Origin of the sequence: Salinicola endophyticus, from assembly GCF_040536835.1 — a bacterium.
Taxonomy (GTDB): Bacteria; Pseudomonadota; Gammaproteobacteria; order Pseudomonadales; family Halomonadaceae; genus Salinicola; species Salinicola endophyticus_A.
In genome coordinates this window covers 3,534,430-3,548,965 of record NZ_CP159578.1, presented here as the reverse complement: position 1 = coordinate 3,548,965, position 14,536 = coordinate 3,534,430, and the positions used below count along the sequence as shown (strand labels likewise).

The following is a 14,536-nucleotide window of genomic DNA, read 5'->3' as shown; positions in this document are numbered from 1 at the left end:
TCAGGAGGCTCCCATCAGCAGGTTGGGCAACCACAGCGACAGTGCTGGCACGAAGGAGACCAGCAGCAGTACCAGAAGATTGCAGATCAGAAACGGCACGATCGCCCGCGCCACGCGCAGCATCGGCAGCTTGCCGATGCTCGAGACCACGAACAGGCAGACCCCCACCGGCGGCGTGGTCAGCCCGATCATCAGGTTGAGCACTGCCATCACGCCGAAGTGGATCGGATCCATGCCGATCCCGGTGGCGACACCGAGCAGCGCCGGGAACAGGATGATCAGCGCGGCGATGGTCTCCATGAAGGCGCCGACGAAGAGCAGGATCAGGTTGAGGATCAGGATCACCACGACGGGGTTGTCGCTGAAGCCCAGGATCGCGCCGGCGATCAGTTGCGGAATCTGCTGGCTGGTGAGGATCCAGCCGAACAGATTGGCCAACCCCACCAGCAGCATCAGCGAGGCCGAGGTGATCACGGTATCCGTCAGGATGCCGCCGAGGTTGCGCCAGTTGATGCCCTTGTAGACGAAGGTGCCCACCAGCAGCGCATAGAGACTGGCGACGATCGACGCTTCGGTCGGGGTGAACAGCCCGCCGATGATCCCGTAGAGGATGATGAAGGTCATCAGCAGCGCCCAGAACGCGCTGCGCCCCTCCTTGAGCAGCGTGATGAAGGAGGCGCGCGGCTCCTTGGGATAGCCGCGTTTCACCGCCAGCCAGTAGACGGTGATCATCATCGCCACGCCGAGCAGCAGCCCGGGTACGGCGCCGGCCAGGAACATGCGCCCGACCGAAATGCCCGAGAGCGAGCCGACGATGATCATCGGCACGCTGGGCGGGATGATCGGGCCGATGGTCGAGGAGGCGGCGGTGACCGCGGCGGCGAACGGCTTGTCGTAGCCGCTCTTGGCCATCCCCGGAATCATCACCGAGCCGATGCTGGCGGCATCGGCCACCGCGGTGCCGGAAATACCGCTGAAGATCATCGAGCCACCGACGTTGGCCAGTCCCAGGCCGCCGCGGACATGGCCGACCAGGGCGTTGGAGAAGCGCACGATGTGCTGGGTGATATTGCCCACGTTCATCAGGTTGCCGGCCATGACGAAGCCGGGAATACACAGCAGCACGAAGGCGTCGATCCCCGAGAACAGACGCTGGGGCACGATGGTCAGCGAGATGCCGCCGAGCAGCAGATAGGCGACCGAAGAGACGCCCAGACAGAAGGCGATCGGCAGGCCGAGCAGCAGCAGGGCCAGAAAGGTGATGAAGAGAACGGCGATATCCATTAGCGCTCACTCCGGGCGTCGGGAACCGGGCGGATCAGGGCCATGACTCCCTCGAGGGTGCAGATCGCGGCGTAGAACGCGAGCGAGACGAACAGCAGCACCGAAGAGAAGAAGATGTAGATCATCGGGATGCGCAGCGTGGGCGAAGTCTGGAAGGCGCCGATCTGGGCGAACTGCCAGGCGCCCGGCAGCACCATGACCACGAAGCCGAGGGTGATCAGTGAGATCACGCTGAGATAGAGGGCGCGCCCGCGTGGCGAGAGGCGCCCGTGGAACAGCTCGACGTTGACGTTACGGTGGCGATGCAGCACCACCCCGGCGCCGAGCGAGACCATGTAGATGAAGAGGTAGCGGGTGAGCTCCTCGGTCCAGGCCAGGGTGATCGGCAGGAACAGGCGCGAGGCCACCTGCAGCAGCACGGTCAGCGACAGGCCGACCAGTGCGATCACCGCCAGTGTCAGCAGCACGCGGTCGAGCAGCGCCGCGAACTTGCCCAGTGGCCCGCCCAGGCGAGGCACACGGTTGAGCACCTCGAGGCCCTCCTGGATGTCGACCGAAGGGTGTTCCGGGTTGGGGTGCGTCATGGGAGTCTCCGCATGAGAAGAAGGGGCACGCTCGGACGCCTGCCGGTGGTGCTGGCCGTCACCGGCGAGGCGCCGCCTGGTTCAGAACGCCTAGGTGCTGTCTGAAAAGTCGACGAGCGCAGTACTTTTCAGGCAGTGCCTAGTTCAGAGCGCCTGGATCTCTTCATAGAGCGCGCGCTGCTCGTCGTTCAGGGCGTCGAGCACTGCCGGCTTGGCCTTCTTGGCGAAGGCCGCCTGGTCCACCTCGACGAAGGTCATGCCCTTGTCCTTGAGCGCCTGTTCGAGCCGCTTCTGGTCGGCGGCGAACAGCGTCTCTTCATAGCTCTGCATCTGGCTGGCGGCATCGCGCACCACCTGCTGCAGGTCGGCGGGCATCGATTCGAGCTTCTGCTTGCCGATCACCACGTAGATCCAGCTGCGCACGTGGTCGGTCATGTCGACGTACTTCTGCACCTCGTTGAAGCTGGCGCTCTCGATCAGGCTGAGCGGGTTCTCCTGGGCCTCGATGGTGTTCTGCTGCAGCGCGGTGAAGACCTCGCTGAATGCCATCGGTGTCGGTCGCGCGCCGAGTGCCTTCCAGGTGTCGACGAACAGCGGCACGTTGGGTACGCGAATGCGCAGGCCGTCGAGATCGTCAGGGGTCTTGATCGGGCGGTTGGAGGTCAGCTCGCGCGGGCCGCGCTCGAACCAGGCCAGCGGCACCAGGCCGGTGCGTTCGGTGATCTGTGCCTCGATCTGCTTGCCGACGTCACCTTCCACGGCACGGCGCAGCTGGTCGGCGTCCTTGAACAGGTAGGGCACCGCCATCATCGCTGCCTTGGGTGCCCAGTTCTGCAGGCTCTCGCCGGTGATGGTCATGTCAGCGGTGCCGAGCTGGATGCTGTTGATCACATCCATCTCGTTGCCGAGCTGCTCGTTGGGAAAGACCTGAACCTCGATCCGACCATCGGAATTGGCCTCTACCAGTTCCTTGAACTTGAGCGCGGCCTTGTTCCAGATGTTCTCGGCGTTGGCCAGGTGGCCGAACTTGAGCGTGTAGTCGGCGGCGAAGGTGGCCTGGCTGGCGACGAGGGTAGCGCCGAGGGCGACGCCGGCGAGCAGCTGCTTGAGAGTCGAGGTGGAGAACATGGCGTGAAACTCCTTGGGTGAGGTAGCGCGGCGTTGTCGCTGTTGTGCCGCAGAGACGTTGTGGCTACGGAGACGATGGTGCCGCGGAGACGACGAGCCGCGGCGAGTGACGCCGCGACCCGACTGGCAGGGCGTCAGGGTGCGATGCGTACCAGCACCTTGCGCGCGCGTTCCGGGTGGTTGTCGAGCAGGTCGATCGCGGACGGCATCTCCGCCAGCGCCACGCGGTGGCTGATCAGCGCCTTGGGATCGAGACGCCCGGCGGCTATCTGCGCGATCACCGACGGAAACCGGCGGTTGTTGAGCCGCGAGCCGACCAGCGTCAGCTCCTTCTTGATCACCTCCAGCTGGATCAGGTCGCTCGGCGCCGGGCTGAAACCGAGCAGGCCGATGCGTCCGGCCGGGCAGGCCATGCGCAGCATGGCCGGCAGCATCGCCGGGATGCAGGCGGCATCGGCGATCAGCGGGATGCCCTCGCCGGCGGTCACGTCCCGCACGGCGGTCTCGAGGTCGCTCTCGCGGCCGTTGATCACGTGGCTGGCACCGAGCTCACGAGCGCTTGCCAGGCGGGCGTCGAGAATATCGGTGACGATCACCTCCTCGATGCCCAGGGCGCGGGCCATCTGCAGCACGGTCAGTCCGATGACCCCGGCGCCGATCACCAGCAGGCGATCGCCCGGCTGCGGCTCCATGCGGGCGAGCACGTTGGCGGCGATGGAGTAGGGCTCGACCAGGGCCGCGGCATCGAGGTCCAGCGCGTCGGGAACCCGGTGGGCGTTGGCGGCGGGGACATTGACCTGCTCGGCAAAGCCGCCGCTGCGATGCACGCCGATCACCTGCATGGCGCTGCAGACGTTGGGCCGGCCGATGCGGCAGGGATAGCAGCTGCCGCAGGCGACCACCGGGTCGACGCAGACCCGTTCGCCGATACGCGCGGCATCCACACCTGCGCCCACCGCGCTGATCACCCCGGCGAACTCGTGGCCGGTGATCCGTGGGAACTGCACGAAGGCGTTGTCACCGTGGATGATGTGCATGTCCGAGCCGCAGATGCCGGCGTAGGCGACGTCGACGATCACCTCGCCCGCGGCGGCGGCGGGAGCGGGCTGCTCGGTGACCGCGAAGGCGTGCGGGGCGCTGACACGAAAGGCTTGCATCGATCTCTCCTCAAACTGGCGCGGGCTGCGCCGGTGTGATCCGCCACGCGCCGTGGATGGCACCGTGCGCTTCAACCGCGGCGCCTCTCGCGTATCGCATCACCAGTGCCACAGGGTGCCGTCCTCGAGCCGGTTGACCGGCAGGCTGGCGGGTTTGTACGGATAGCGGGCGGCGGCTTCCTCGTCGATGTCGACGCCGTGGCCCGGCGACTCGCCGACCACGAAGTGCCCCGCCTCGAAGCGATAGTCGTGGGGGAAGACGCTATCGGTCAGCGGGTCATGGGGCATGTGCTCCTGAATGCCGAAGTTGGGCACCCAGGTGTCGAAGTGAACCGCCGCGCCGAGGCACACCGGCGACAGATCCGTCGGCCCGTGGAAGCCGGTGCGCACGTGATAGAGCGAGGCGAAGTCGGCGATCCGGCGCACGTGGGTGATGCCGCCACCGTGGGTCAGCGGCGTGCGGATATAGTCGATCCACTGGTTCTGGATCATCTCGCGGCAGTCGTGGATCGAGTTGAACACCTCACCGATGGCCAGCGGCGTGGTGGTGTGCTCGCGGATCAGACGCAGGCTCTCCTGGTTCTCGGCGGGCACGCAATCCTCCAGCCAGAACAGGTGGTAGGGCTCTACCGCCTTGCCCAGCCGTGCCGCTTCGATCGGAGTCAGCCGGTGGTGGACGTCGTGGAGCAGGTGCAGCTCGTGGCCGAACTGCTCGCGCACGGCGGCGAACAGCTTGGGCACGTGGTTGAGGTACTTCTCCGTGCTCCAGACGTGCTCGGCGGGCAGTTCGGCATCCGCCGGCTCGTAGCGCTCGCCGTCGCGCTTGGCCACGCCGTAGATCGTCTCGATGCCCGGCACGCCGGCCTGTACGCGCACGGCCTTGTAGCCCAGTTCGACGTGGCGGGCGACCTCCGCGAGGCAGCTGTCGATATCCTTGCCGGTGCAGTGGGCATAGGTCATCACCCGCTCGCGGCTCTTGCCGCCCAGAAGCTGGTAGAGCGGCATGCCGGCGGCCTTGCCCTGGATGTCCCACAGCGCCATGTCCACTGCACTGATCGCGCTCATGGTGACCGGGCCGCGACGCCAGTAGGCGCCGCGATAGAGGTACTGCCAGGTGTCCTCGATACGGCTGGCGTCGCGGCCGATCAGCGCCGGTACCACGTGCTCCTGCAGATAGGCGGCCACGGCCATCTCGCGGCCGTTCAAGGTGGCGTCGCCGATGCCGTGGATGCCGCAGTCGGTGATGAGCTTGAGGGTGACGAAGTTGCGTCCCGGGCAGGTGACGATGACGCGGGCATCGATGATTTTCATGCGCTCTCCGGCGGCGGTGGCGGGCTGTTCAGCACTCGGCGAACAGCTCGGGATGACGTTCGATAAGACGTGGCAGCGAGGTCAGGAGCTCGCGCAGGTGCGCCTGCACCGCGCGCTCGGCGGCGGCCGGGTCGCGCTCGGCGATGGCGCCGACGATGCGCTCATGCTGGGCCACCAGGGTCTCCAGCGGCGTGCCGTCGGGCATGCTGATGTAGCGCACGCGGTCGAAGTGCGCCTTGACCTCTTCGGTGAAACGCCACGCCGAGGCGTGGCCCGCCTCCCGCGACAGCGTCTGGTGGAAGGCTTCGTCGAGCAGATAGAAGCGCTCGTATTCGTCGCTGCCGAGGGTGCGCCGCTGACGCTCGACCAGCTCGTAGAGCTCGTCCAGGCCGCGTCGCGAAAGCCCCGACTCCGCCGCCGACTTGGCCACCGCGACCTCGATCGCTTCGCGCACGAAGCGCGCGCTGTAGACCGCCCGCGGCGAGATCTTGACCACGAAGGTGCCGCGCTGGGGGCGCACCTCGACCAGTCCCGCCTCGGAGAGGCGGATGAACGCCTCGCGCACCGGCTGGCGGCTGACCGCGAAGGTATCGGCGATCTCCTTCTCCGACAGCGCCTGGCCGGGGGCCAGCGTCAAGCGGATGATCGCCTGGCGCAGGGTGGCGTAGAGGCGCTGGCGGACCGGGCCGGTGGCGGCGTCTTCCCACAGGCTGTAGAGCGATTGGCTCACGGCGATCCTCGTCTGGGTGGCTCGTCTCGAAGGCCCTGGCAGGCGCCGTGTCGGCACCGTCAGACCATCTTGTCTAACTAGTATGGTAGTTGCCGGTAGAGCATGGCGATTCGACTTTCGGAGGCCCCGCGCCAGGACACATCACGCCATGCCACGTCACTCCACGTCCGCCCATACCCCGCGGTGGGCCACAGTTTTGGCCGCGGTGGCCGATCTCTCTGGAGTGGTCGCATCCCGCGGCGCCCGCATGCTGGGCAGAGAGTCGGTCAGGGGGCAGAGCGGGCCGGGAGGCTGATGGCCGGCTGGCGAGCGGACAGTGAAAAGGCCGGCCAGGGATAGCGGGTTAGCGAATAGCGGGTAGCCAATAGGCAGCAGAGAGACGTGCTGAAAAGAAAGTGCTGAAAAGGCAGCAGTGAAAAGAGGAGGAGATGACGCGATGGGGATCAACGACTGGCCGGCGGGGGAGCGCCCGCGAGAGAAGCTGCTGACGCTGGGCGCTTCGGCGCTCTCCGATGCCGAGCTGCTGGCGATCTTCCTGCGCGTCGGGGTCAAGGGGCGCTCGGCGGTCGACCTGGCGCGGGATCTGCTCGCCAGCTTCGGTGGGTTGCGGGCGCTGCTGGAGGCGGATCGCCAGCGCTTCTGTGCCGAGCATGGGCTGGGCGAGGCCAAGTACGTGCAGCTGCAGGCGACGCTGGAGCTGTCGCGGCGCCATCTCGGCAGCCTGCTCGAGCGCGACGCCGCGCTCACCTCGCCGACCCTGGTTCGACGCTTTCTCAGTGCTCAGCTGCGTCATCTCCCCCACGAGGCGTTCGCGGCGCTGTTCCTGGATAACCAGCATCGGGTGATCCGCTTCGAGATTCTCGCCGAAGGCACGCTGGATGGGGCCTCGATCTACCCGCGGGAGGTGGCGCGTCGGGCGCTGGCCCACAACGCCGGCGCGCTGATCTTCGCTCACAACCATCCCTCCGGCGTGGCCGAACCGAGCCAGTCGGATCGCCGGGTCACCGAGCGCCTGAGCGAGGCGCTGGGGCTGTTCGATATTCGCGTGCTCGATCACTTCGTGGTGGGCGACGGTGAGGTGATCTCGTTCGTCGAAAGGGGCTGGCTGTGAGCGGGATGGCGGGGAAATTACGCGCGCCGATCAAAGGGAAAAAGCGCCCGCGCGCTTGCGGGGGGGTAGGGGGTCTGGTATAAAGTACGCCCTTTGAAACAGGGCAGAAGGCGGACGCCAGCCATTTATCGTGGTTTGCCCGAGCTAACTCTGCATAACCCGCCAGTGGTCGGAGGCTTCCATGTCCCAAGTTTGTCAGGTTACCGGTAAGCGTCCGGTGACTGGTAATAACGTCTCGCACTCACAGCGCAAGACGCGTCGTCGTTTCGTGCCGAACCTGCACACCCATCGTTTCTGGGTCGAGTCCGAGAAGCGTTTCGTCAAGCTGCGTATCTCTTCCAAGGGCATGCGCATCATCGACAAGAAAGGCATCGACGCGGTGCTCAGCGACATCCGCAAGCGCGACGCCAGCATTTAAGGAGTCTGAGAGATGCGTGACAAGATCAAGTTGGTGTCCAGTGCCGGTACCGGTCACTTCTACACCGCCGCCAAGAACAAGCGTAACACCCCGGACAAGCTTGAATTCAAGAAGTACGATCCGGTCGTTCGCAAGCACGTCATCTACAAGGAAGCCAAGATCAAGTGATCTAGCTTTCCGCTGGTGCCAAAGTGCCAGCGCAGAATGACAGTACGGAAAACCCGGTCCTCGACCGGGTTTTCTCGTTGGTGATGAGCCGGTTGGTGATGACAGAGCCGCGAGAACAGATGCATGCCCGAGCTTCCTGAAGTCGAGACCACCCGTCGCGGTATCGCGCCCCACGTCGAGGGTCGTGAGATCGTCGAGGTGATCGTACGCAGCCGCAGCCTGCGTGTACCAGTGCCGGTAGATCTGGAAGCGGCGCTGATCGGTGCGCGCTTCGGAGAGCTCGCGCGGCGCGCCAAGTATCTGCTGTTGCCGGTGGGTGATCGCTCGCTGCTGTGGCACCTGGGCATGTCCGGCAGCCTGCGTCTGGCGCGGGTGGGCGATCTGCCCAAGAAGCACGATCATGTCGACGTGGTGGTCGAGGGCGGTGCCATCCTGCGCTACCACGATCCGCGCCGCTTCGGCTTCGTCGACTGGCTGGCACCTGACGTCGCCAGCGACCCCAGGCTCGCGCGGCTGGGGCCGGAGCCGCTGTCGCCCGATTTCGATGGCGCGCGTCTCTACACCCTCTCGCGGGGGCGCCGGGCGGCGATCAAGCCGTTCATCATGGACAATGCCGTGGTGGTGGGGGTGGGCAACATCTACGCCAGCGAGGCGCTGTTCATGGCCGGGATCGACCCGCGCCGCGCCGCCGGACGCGTCTCGCGCGAGCGCTATGCGCGCCTGGCCGAGGCGATCAAGACGGTGCTGGCGGCGGCGATCACCCAGGGCGGCACGACCCTGCGCGATTTCGTCAGCGGCAGCGGCGAGCCCGGCTACTTCGCCCAGCGCCTCAACGTCTACGGCCGTGGCGGCGAGCCGTGCCGCGAGTGCGGCCATCTGCTGCGCCAGGTGACGCTGGGGCAGCGTGCCAGCGTCTACTGTCCGATCTGCCAGCGCTGAGCGCCTGGCTCCGATACTGTTAGAATGCGCCCCGATAATCCTTTGCCCATGGAGTCCTCCGTGCCCCAGACCCTGCGCCTCAAGAAGAACGCCGACCGCCGCCTGAAGGCGGGCCATCTGTGGCTCTACTCCAACGAGATCGACATTCAGGCGACGCCGCTGAAGGGGCTCGAGCCCGGTGCCCAGGCGGTGATCGAGGCCGCCAACGGCAAGCCGCTGGGGGTGGCCTACGTCAACCCGCACTCGCTGATCTGCGCCCGTGTGGTCTCGCGGGATGCCGACGTGCGCCTGGACCGTTCGCTGCTGGTGCACCGTTTCAATCAGGCGCTCGGCCTGCGCGAGCGGCTCTTCGCCAAGCCGTTCTACCGTCTGGTCCACGGCGAGGGTGACCTGCTGCCGGGGCTGATCGTCGATCGTTTCGACGATGTGCTGGTGGTGCAGCTCAATACCCTGGGCATGGAGCGGGTGCGCGACGAGGTGATCGCGGCGCTGGACAAGGTGCTGTCGCCGCGGGCGATCGTGTTCAAGAACGACTCCAGCGGCCGCCGTCTCGAACAGCTCAAGTCGGAAGTGGCGGTGGTCCACGGTGAACTGCCCGAGCAGGTGCTGCTCGAGGAGAACGGGGTGCGCTTCGTCGCCCCGGTGCTGGATGGCCAGAAGACCGGCTGGTTCTATGATCACCGCGCCAACCGTGCCTGGCTCAACGGCCTGGTCGCCGGCAAGCGGGTGCTCGACCTGTTCAGCTACGTCGGTGGTTGGGGCGTGCAGGCGGCGGCCCACGGCGCCAGCGAGGTGCTCTGCGTCGACGCCTCCGAGGCGGCGCTCGAGCGGGTCGCCGAGAACGCTGCGCTCAACGGCCTGCACGAGCAGGTGGCGGTGGGCCACGGCGACGTGTTCGAGGCGCTGACCGCGCTGCGCGCCGAGGGTGAGCGCTTCGACGTGGTGGTGCTCGACCCGCCGGCCTTCATCAAGAAGCGCAAGGACATCACCAACGGCGAGCGCGCCTACGCGCGTCTGAACCGCGAGGCGATGCGCCTGCTCGGCCGCGATGGCCTGCTGCTGTCGGCGTCGTGCTCGATGCACCTGGCCGAGGAGCGTCTGGTCGAGTGCGTGCGCGGGGCCGTGCGCCACCAGGACCGCCATGGCCAGATCCTCTATCGCGGCGGCCAGGCCGGCGACCATCCGATCCACCCGGCAATCCCCGAGACCGCCTATCTCAAGGCGCTCGGCGTGCGTGTCTTCCGCAACTAACAGGGGAGTGGGGTGATGACGGCGCTTGTCTGTCTCTTTCGTCATCCCAATGTCTTGCTGGTGTGTCATGTTCGCAACGTCATCGACAGTGCGGGTATCGGCGTCGAGTTGCGTAACATGACCCTGGCCGGCGCCGCCGGCGAGCTGCCCATGGATCAGTGCGAGCCGCAGGTGTGGGTGGCCCGGGCCGACTGCGAGCGTGCCCGGGGGCTGCTGCGCGAGGCGCTGGAGGGGCCGGCCGACGTGCCCGCCGACTGGGTCTGTCCCGGCTGCGGCGAGCGCCTCGGTGGCGCCTTCGATACCTGCTGGCAGTGCGCGACGCCGCGTCCGGCAGCCGGTGCGGCGTCGGCCTGACAGCCCTTGCAGGAGAACGCCATGAGCTGGGATCTGCCCCGACCCTTCCTCCTCGACATCGCGGTCGAGGCGAGCCATATCGACCACTACGGCCACGTCAACAACGCCGAGTACCTGCGCTGGGTGGAGCAGGCCAGCTGGGCTCACTCGCGGGCGCTGGGGCTAAGCCTCGACGACTACCGCGCGCTCGATCGCGGCATGGTGGTGCATCGCCACGAACTCGACTATCTCGCCCCGGCGTTCGAAGGCGATGGGCTCAAGATCGCCACCTGGATCGTCGCCTGCGATGGCCGCCTGACGCTGACACGGCGCTTCCAGCTGCGCAATGACGCGACCGGCGCCACCTTGCTGCGAGCCCAGACTCGCTTTGCCTGTATCGAACTCTCCAGCGGTCGGGCGCGACGCATGCCGGCACGCTTCGTCGAGGTCTACGGTGAGGCGGTGACATCTCCTGTCATCGGCTAGGCTTTTCTACTGTTTTTTCCCTATTGACGAGAAGTTTCGTGGCGATAGTTGGGCTATGCGCGATTTTTTCGTCTTTTTTCTTCAGATGTCCCGTCGTCTGAATGGCTGTGCTGTAATCCGCTCGATCCCCCAATGACAAGTCACGATCGCGGAGTCAGCCATGCATATCGGTGTCCCCAAGGAAATCAAGAACCATGAGTATCGCGTCGCCCTGACCCCGGGCGGCGCGCGTGAACTCGTCGCCCGTGGCCATCGGGTGTCGGTCGAGACGAGCGCCGGTGGCGGCGCCGGTTACCCCGACGATGCCTACCGCGAGGCCGGCGCGGCGATCGTCGAGGACGTCGAGGCGCTGTGGCGCGAGGCCGAGGCGATCCTCAAGGTCAAGGAGCCCCAGGCGGTGGAGGTGGCGCGGCTGCGTCCGGGCCAGATCCTGTTCACCTATCTGCATCTGGCCGCGGAGGAGACGCTCACCCGGGGGCTGCTCGACAGCGGCGCCACCTGCATCGCCTACGAGACCATCACCGACGCCCAGGGCGGGCTGCCGCTGCTGGCGCCGATGAGCCGGGTCGCCGGGCGCATGGCGATCCAGGCCGGTGCGCACAGCCTGGAGAAGGCCCAGGGCGGAGCCGGCATCCTGCTGCCGGGGGTACCCGGGGTGGCGCCGGCCAAGGTCAGCGTGATCGGCGGCGGCGTGGTCGGCGAGAACGCTGCGCGCATGGCGCTCGGCCTGGGCGCCGAGGTGACCATCCTCGACAAGTCGCTGGCGCGCCTCGAGGTGCTCGATCACCGCTACCAGGGGGCCATCCGTACCGTCTATTCCACTGCCGAGACCCTGGAACAGGCGATTCGCGAATCGGACCTGATCGTCGGCGCGGTGCTGGTGCCCGGCGCCGCCGCGCCCAAGCTGATCACCCGCGCCATGCTCGCCGAGATGAAGCCCGGCAGCGTGCTGGTCGACGTGGCGATCGATCAGGGCGGCTGCTTCGAGACCAGCCGTCCCACCACCCATGCCGAGCCTAGCTACATTGTCGACGGCATCGTCCACTACTGCGTGGCCAATATGCCGGGCGCAGTGGCGCGCACCTCCACCCAGGCGCTGACCAACGCCACCCTGCCGTTCGTCATCGCCCTGGCCGACAAGGGCTGGCAGCAGGCGCTGACCGACGATAGCCACTTCCTTGCCGGGCTCAACGTCCACGCCGGGCAGTTGACCTACGCTGCGGTGGGTGAGGCGTTCGACATCGAGGCGGTCGACGCCGAGAGCTGCTTGCGCTGAGCGCAACCCTGGCCGCTGACTGCGCCGCCCGCTGTGGCGGCGTAGTCGGTGTCGCCGGCGCGGCTTGCCTCTGACCGCGCCGATAGCGGCTGAGCCCTGGGCTCGCCAGCGCCGCTGATTGCGGTCGTCGTGTCTCGTATAGCGAGACGAATTCCTCTGTGTGTCTCGGTTATGCTCGGACGACATTCGCCGCCGAGCCATGACCGTGCCTGCTAGCCGTGATGCCTCCCAGACGCCTTCGACCCTGCGCCACGTGATGGCGCTGCTGCGCGTGACCGCCGCCTGCGGCGCTCGTGGCGCGGGTATCGATGACTATCTCGACGCCACCGAGCTGAGCCGGCCGACCATCTATCGCCTGCTCAAGGGGCTACGCGAGGAGGGCTTTCTGCGCCCCTCGCCGCTGCGCCACCGCTATCTGCTCGGCTACGAGCTGCTGGTGCTGGGGGCCGAGGCGGGCAATGGCGCCCAGCTGCGTGACCTGGCCCGGCCGCGGCTGCTGGCGCTGGCCCAGCGCCTGGGCGGCAGCTTCTATCTGTTCGCCCACGATGGCCTGCACGCGGTTTGCCTGGAAATTCAGAACGGGGCCTACCCGGTGGGGGGCTTCGTGGCGTCCATCGGTGGACGCGTGCCGCTGGGCGTGGGCCAGGCCTCGATCGCACTGCTGGCATCGCTGGAGGCGCGCGAGCGGGCGTGGATTCTGGAGACCAATCGCGAGTGCCTGTCGCGCGACTACGCCATCGGCGTTGACGCGGTGCGCCGCGAGATCGACTACTGCCATGCCCACGGACACGCCCGCGGGGTGGAGGGCTCTAGCCTGCCCGAGTTCACCGGACTGGCGATGCCGCTGCTCGGCCCGGGCGAGCGCTGTCTCGGCGCCTTCAGCTGTTCGCTGCTCAAGTCGCGCCTGAGCGAGGCGCACCGCGCCACGCTGATCACCGCCATGGCCAGCGAGGTCGCCGGGCTGAAGGCCGATCTCCACGGCCTGCTGCAGCCGGAGTCCTGAACATGACGTTAGCCCCTCACCTGGCGCCGCATCTTGTCACCCATCCCGCTCATCGCAGCGCCTGCGGCTGGCAGGCACTGCTGCCGGCACGCCCGCCCGGGCCTAGCCAGCGCGGCGACGAGCGCGCCGACCTGGTGGTGGTCGGCGCCGGCTATACCGGCGTCGCCGCCGCGCGGGCCTATCAGGCGCTGGCCCCCGAGCGGCGCGTGGTGATGCTCGAGGCGGAGCGGGTGGGCGACGGCAGCCCGGGGCGCAACTCGGGTTTCATGCTGGAGATCGCGCTGGCCAACGATGCCAGCAGCGGAGCGCTGTCGCGCATGGCGACCCTCAACCGCCTCAGTCGCGAGGCGATGGCATCGCTCAAGGCGCAGGTCGATACCCACGCTATCGACTGCCAGCTGACCCGCAGCGGCACCTACCGCGCCGCCCGGGGCGCTGCCGGGCGCGCGGCTCTGGCCAGTTACGCCGAGTTTCTGCACGCGGCGGGGCTCGATTACCGCCACCTCGATCGCGCGGCCCTGGCCGAGCGGCTGGGTACCGACTACTACGCCGAGGGGCTCTACTCGCCGGACTGCTATCTGGTGCAGCCGGCGGCGCTGATTCGCGGGCTGGTGGCGGCGCTGCCGCCGGCGGTCACCTGCTACGAGCAGAGCCCGGCGCTGTCACTGACCCGCGACGGCGACGGCTGGCGCGTGAGCACCCCCGAGGGCGAGATTCGCACGCGCCAGGTGATGCTGGCCAACAATGCCTTCGCGCGCGCCCTGGGGGCCGACCGTTCGCGCCTTACCGCCATCTATACCTATGCCGCGCTGACCGCACCGCTGGCCCCCGAGCGGGTCGCTGCGGTGGCCGGCGCGCCCTGGGGGCTGCTGCCGGCGCATCGGCTCGGCTGCACCCTGCGCACCACCGCCGACCGGCGCCTGATGATCCGTGCCCAGTACGACTACGAGCGCGAACGCGACCCCGCCACGGTGGCCGCCGCGCTGGCCACGAGCCTGACGGCGCGCTATCCGGCGCTGGCCGATGTCGGCTTCGAGCGGGTCTGGGGCGGCACCACCGGGCTGACTTACAACGGCGCGCCGCTATGGGGCGAGATCGGCCCGGGGCTATACGTCTCGGCGGGCTGCAACGGTGGCGGCATCGTCAAGGGCAGCGTGCTGGGCGAGGCGCTGGCGCGGCTGGCGCTGGGGCGGCCGGCGGAGGACATCCCGGCGCTGTTCGGCCGCGCCAGCTGGATGCCACCGGCGCCGATCCGGCGTCTGGCATTCGAAGCGATCCGCCGCGTGGAGCAGCGCCGCGGCCGCGACGAGGCATAGGCGCCACGAGTGATGGTGCCCCCGCGTTCGACCAACAAAGG

The 14,536-nt window shown here is 67.7% G+C and carries 16 protein-coding genes; 10 read left to right on the top strand and 6 right to left on the bottom strand.

The features are described 5' to 3' along the window. The 6 genes from ABV408_RS16070 to ABV408_RS16045 all read right to left on the bottom strand — a co-directional run bounded on the left by ABV408_RS16070 (position 1) and on the right by ABV408_RS16045 (position 6,194). Entirely contained in the window at positions 1-1,284 is a 1,284-nt protein-coding gene (locus ABV408_RS16070) for a TRAP transporter large permease (RefSeq protein ID WP_353979894.1), read from the bottom strand. Next, positions 1,284-1,868 (bottom strand): TRAP transporter small permease, encoded by a 585-nt coding sequence (locus tag ABV408_RS16065; protein WP_353979893.1) that lies wholly within the window; start codon positions 1,866-1,868, stop codon positions 1,284-1,286. Before ABV408_RS16065 ends, ABV408_RS16070 begins: the two co-directional genes overlap by 1 nt. A gap of 144 nt (positions 1,869-2,012) precedes the next feature. Further along, positions 2,013-2,996: a TRAP transporter substrate-binding protein gene (locus ABV408_RS16060; protein ID WP_353979892.1), complete on the bottom strand. Its 984-nt coding sequence runs from the start codon at positions 2,994-2,996 to the stop codon at positions 2,013-2,015. A gap of 134 nt (positions 2,997-3,130) precedes the next feature. Continuing rightward, on the bottom strand, positions 3,131-4,153 hold the full coding sequence (locus ABV408_RS16055) for a Zn-dependent oxidoreductase (protein ID WP_353979891.1): 1,023 nt from the start codon (positions 4,151-4,153) through the stop codon (positions 3,131-3,133). Positions 4,154-4,252: 99 nt separating this feature from the next. Next, positions 4,253-5,464, bottom strand: a complete 1,212-nt coding sequence (gene manD / locus ABV408_RS16050) for a D-mannonate dehydratase ManD (RefSeq protein WP_353979890.1) — start codon at positions 5,462-5,464, stop codon at positions 4,253-4,255. A gap of 28 nt (positions 5,465-5,492) precedes the next feature. Continuing rightward, positions 5,493-6,194, bottom strand: a complete 702-nt coding sequence (locus tag ABV408_RS16045; protein ID WP_353979888.1) for a GntR family transcriptional regulator — start codon at positions 6,192-6,194, stop codon at positions 5,493-5,495. 436 nt (positions 6,195-6,630) lie between these two features. On the opposite strand from ABV408_RS16045, the gene radC reads away from it, so the two are divergent. The 10 genes from radC (at position 6,631) to ABV408_RS15995 (ending at position 14,495) form a co-directional block, all read left to right on the top strand. Then, a complete protein-coding gene (gene radC, locus ABV408_RS16040; RefSeq protein ID WP_035472443.1) occupies positions 6,631-7,305 on the top strand; it encodes a DNA repair protein RadC in 675 nt (224 codons plus the stop codon). A gap of 181 nt (positions 7,306-7,486) precedes the next feature. Continuing rightward, positions 7,487-7,723, top strand: a complete 237-nt coding sequence (gene rpmB, locus ABV408_RS16035; RefSeq protein ID WP_035472445.1) for a 50S ribosomal protein L28 — start codon at positions 7,487-7,489, stop codon at positions 7,721-7,723. 12 nt (positions 7,724-7,735) lie between these two features. After that, on the top strand, positions 7,736-7,891 hold the full coding sequence (gene rpmG / locus ABV408_RS16030) for a 50S ribosomal protein L33 (RefSeq protein ID WP_353979886.1): 156 nt from the start codon (positions 7,736-7,738) through the stop codon (positions 7,889-7,891). Between the two features lie 123 nt (positions 7,892-8,014). Beyond that, positions 8,015-8,830, top strand: a complete 816-nt coding sequence (gene mutM, locus ABV408_RS16025; protein ID WP_353979885.1) for a bifunctional DNA-formamidopyrimidine glycosylase/DNA-(apurinic or apyrimidinic site) lyase — start codon at positions 8,015-8,017, stop codon at positions 8,828-8,830. Positions 8,831-8,878: 48 nt separating this feature from the next. After that, positions 8,879-10,081 carry a class I SAM-dependent rRNA methyltransferase gene (locus ABV408_RS16020; protein WP_353979884.1) on the top strand — a complete coding sequence of 401 codons (1,203 nt, stop codon included), beginning with the start codon at positions 8,879-8,881 and terminating at the stop codon, positions 10,079-10,081. 15 nt (positions 10,082-10,096) lie between these two features. Next, positions 10,097-10,435 (top strand): DUF2007 domain-containing protein, encoded by a 339-nt coding sequence (locus tag ABV408_RS16015; protein WP_353979883.1) that lies wholly within the window; start codon positions 10,097-10,099, stop codon positions 10,433-10,435. Between the two features lie 21 nt (positions 10,436-10,456). Beyond that, the gene (locus ABV408_RS16010) at positions 10,457-10,900 is read left to right on the top strand and encodes a thioesterase family protein (protein ID WP_353979882.1); all 444 of its coding nucleotides are present in this window, start codon (positions 10,457-10,459) and stop codon (positions 10,898-10,900) included. Between the two features lie 160 nt (positions 10,901-11,060). Beyond that, the gene (gene ald, locus ABV408_RS16005; RefSeq protein ID WP_353979881.1) at positions 11,061-12,176 is read left to right on the top strand and encodes an alanine dehydrogenase; all 1,116 of its coding nucleotides are present in this window, start codon (positions 11,061-11,063) and stop codon (positions 12,174-12,176) included. Between the two features lie 199 nt (positions 12,177-12,375). Beyond that, the gene (locus ABV408_RS16000; protein WP_353979880.1) at positions 12,376-13,179 is read left to right on the top strand and encodes a helix-turn-helix domain-containing protein; all 804 of its coding nucleotides are present in this window, start codon (positions 12,376-12,378) and stop codon (positions 13,177-13,179) included. A gap of 2 nt (positions 13,180-13,181) precedes the next feature. Continuing rightward, positions 13,182-14,495 (top strand): FAD-binding oxidoreductase, encoded by a 1,314-nt coding sequence (locus ABV408_RS15995; protein ID WP_353979879.1) that lies wholly within the window; start codon positions 13,182-13,184, stop codon positions 14,493-14,495. Positions 14,496-14,536: the final 41 nt, after the last annotated feature.

Bases quoted from the DNA above. Each gene is read 5' to 3' on its own strand.
- ABV408_RS16070 (WP_353979894.1), bottom strand. From the start codon at position 1,284: ATGGATATCGCCGTTCTCTTCATCACCTTTCTGGCCCTGCTGCTGCTC.
- ABV408_RS16065 (WP_353979893.1), bottom strand. From the start codon at position 1,868: ATGACGCACCCCAACCCGGAACACCCTTCGGTCGACATCCAGGAGGGC.
- ABV408_RS16060 (WP_353979892.1), bottom strand. From the start codon at position 2,996: ATGTTCTCCACCTCGACTCTCAAGCAGCTGCTCGCCGGCGTCGCCCTC.
- ABV408_RS16055 (WP_353979891.1), bottom strand. From the start codon at position 4,153: ATGCAAGCCTTTCGTGTCAGCGCCCCGCACGCCTTCGCGGTCACCGAG.
- manD (WP_353979890.1), bottom strand. From the start codon at position 5,464: ATGAAAATCATCGATGCCCGCGTCATCGTCACCTGCCCGGGACGCAAC.
- radC (WP_035472443.1), top strand. From the start codon at position 6,631: ATGGGGATCAACGACTGGCCGGCGGGGGAGCGCCCGCGAGAGAAGCTG.
- rpmB (WP_035472445.1), top strand. From the start codon at position 7,487: ATGTCCCAAGTTTGTCAGGTTACCGGTAAGCGTCCGGTGACTGGTAAT.
- rpmG (WP_353979886.1), top strand. From the start codon at position 7,736: ATGCGTGACAAGATCAAGTTGGTGTCCAGTGCCGGTACCGGTCACTTC.
- mutM (WP_353979885.1), top strand. From the start codon at position 8,015: ATGCCCGAGCTTCCTGAAGTCGAGACCACCCGTCGCGGTATCGCGCCC.
- ABV408_RS16020 (WP_353979884.1), top strand. From the start codon at position 8,879: ATGGAGTCCTCCGTGCCCCAGACCCTGCGCCTCAAGAAGAACGCCGAC.
- ABV408_RS16015 (WP_353979883.1), top strand. From the start codon at position 10,097: ATGACGGCGCTTGTCTGTCTCTTTCGTCATCCCAATGTCTTGCTGGTG.
- ABV408_RS16010 (WP_353979882.1), top strand. From the start codon at position 10,457: ATGAGCTGGGATCTGCCCCGACCCTTCCTCCTCGACATCGCGGTCGAG.
- ald (WP_353979881.1), top strand. From the start codon at position 11,061: ATGCATATCGGTGTCCCCAAGGAAATCAAGAACCATGAGTATCGCGTC.
- ABV408_RS16000 (WP_353979880.1), top strand. From the start codon at position 12,376: ATGACCGTGCCTGCTAGCCGTGATGCCTCCCAGACGCCTTCGACCCTG.
- ABV408_RS15995 (WP_353979879.1), top strand. From the start codon at position 13,182: ATGACGTTAGCCCCTCACCTGGCGCCGCATCTTGTCACCCATCCCGCT.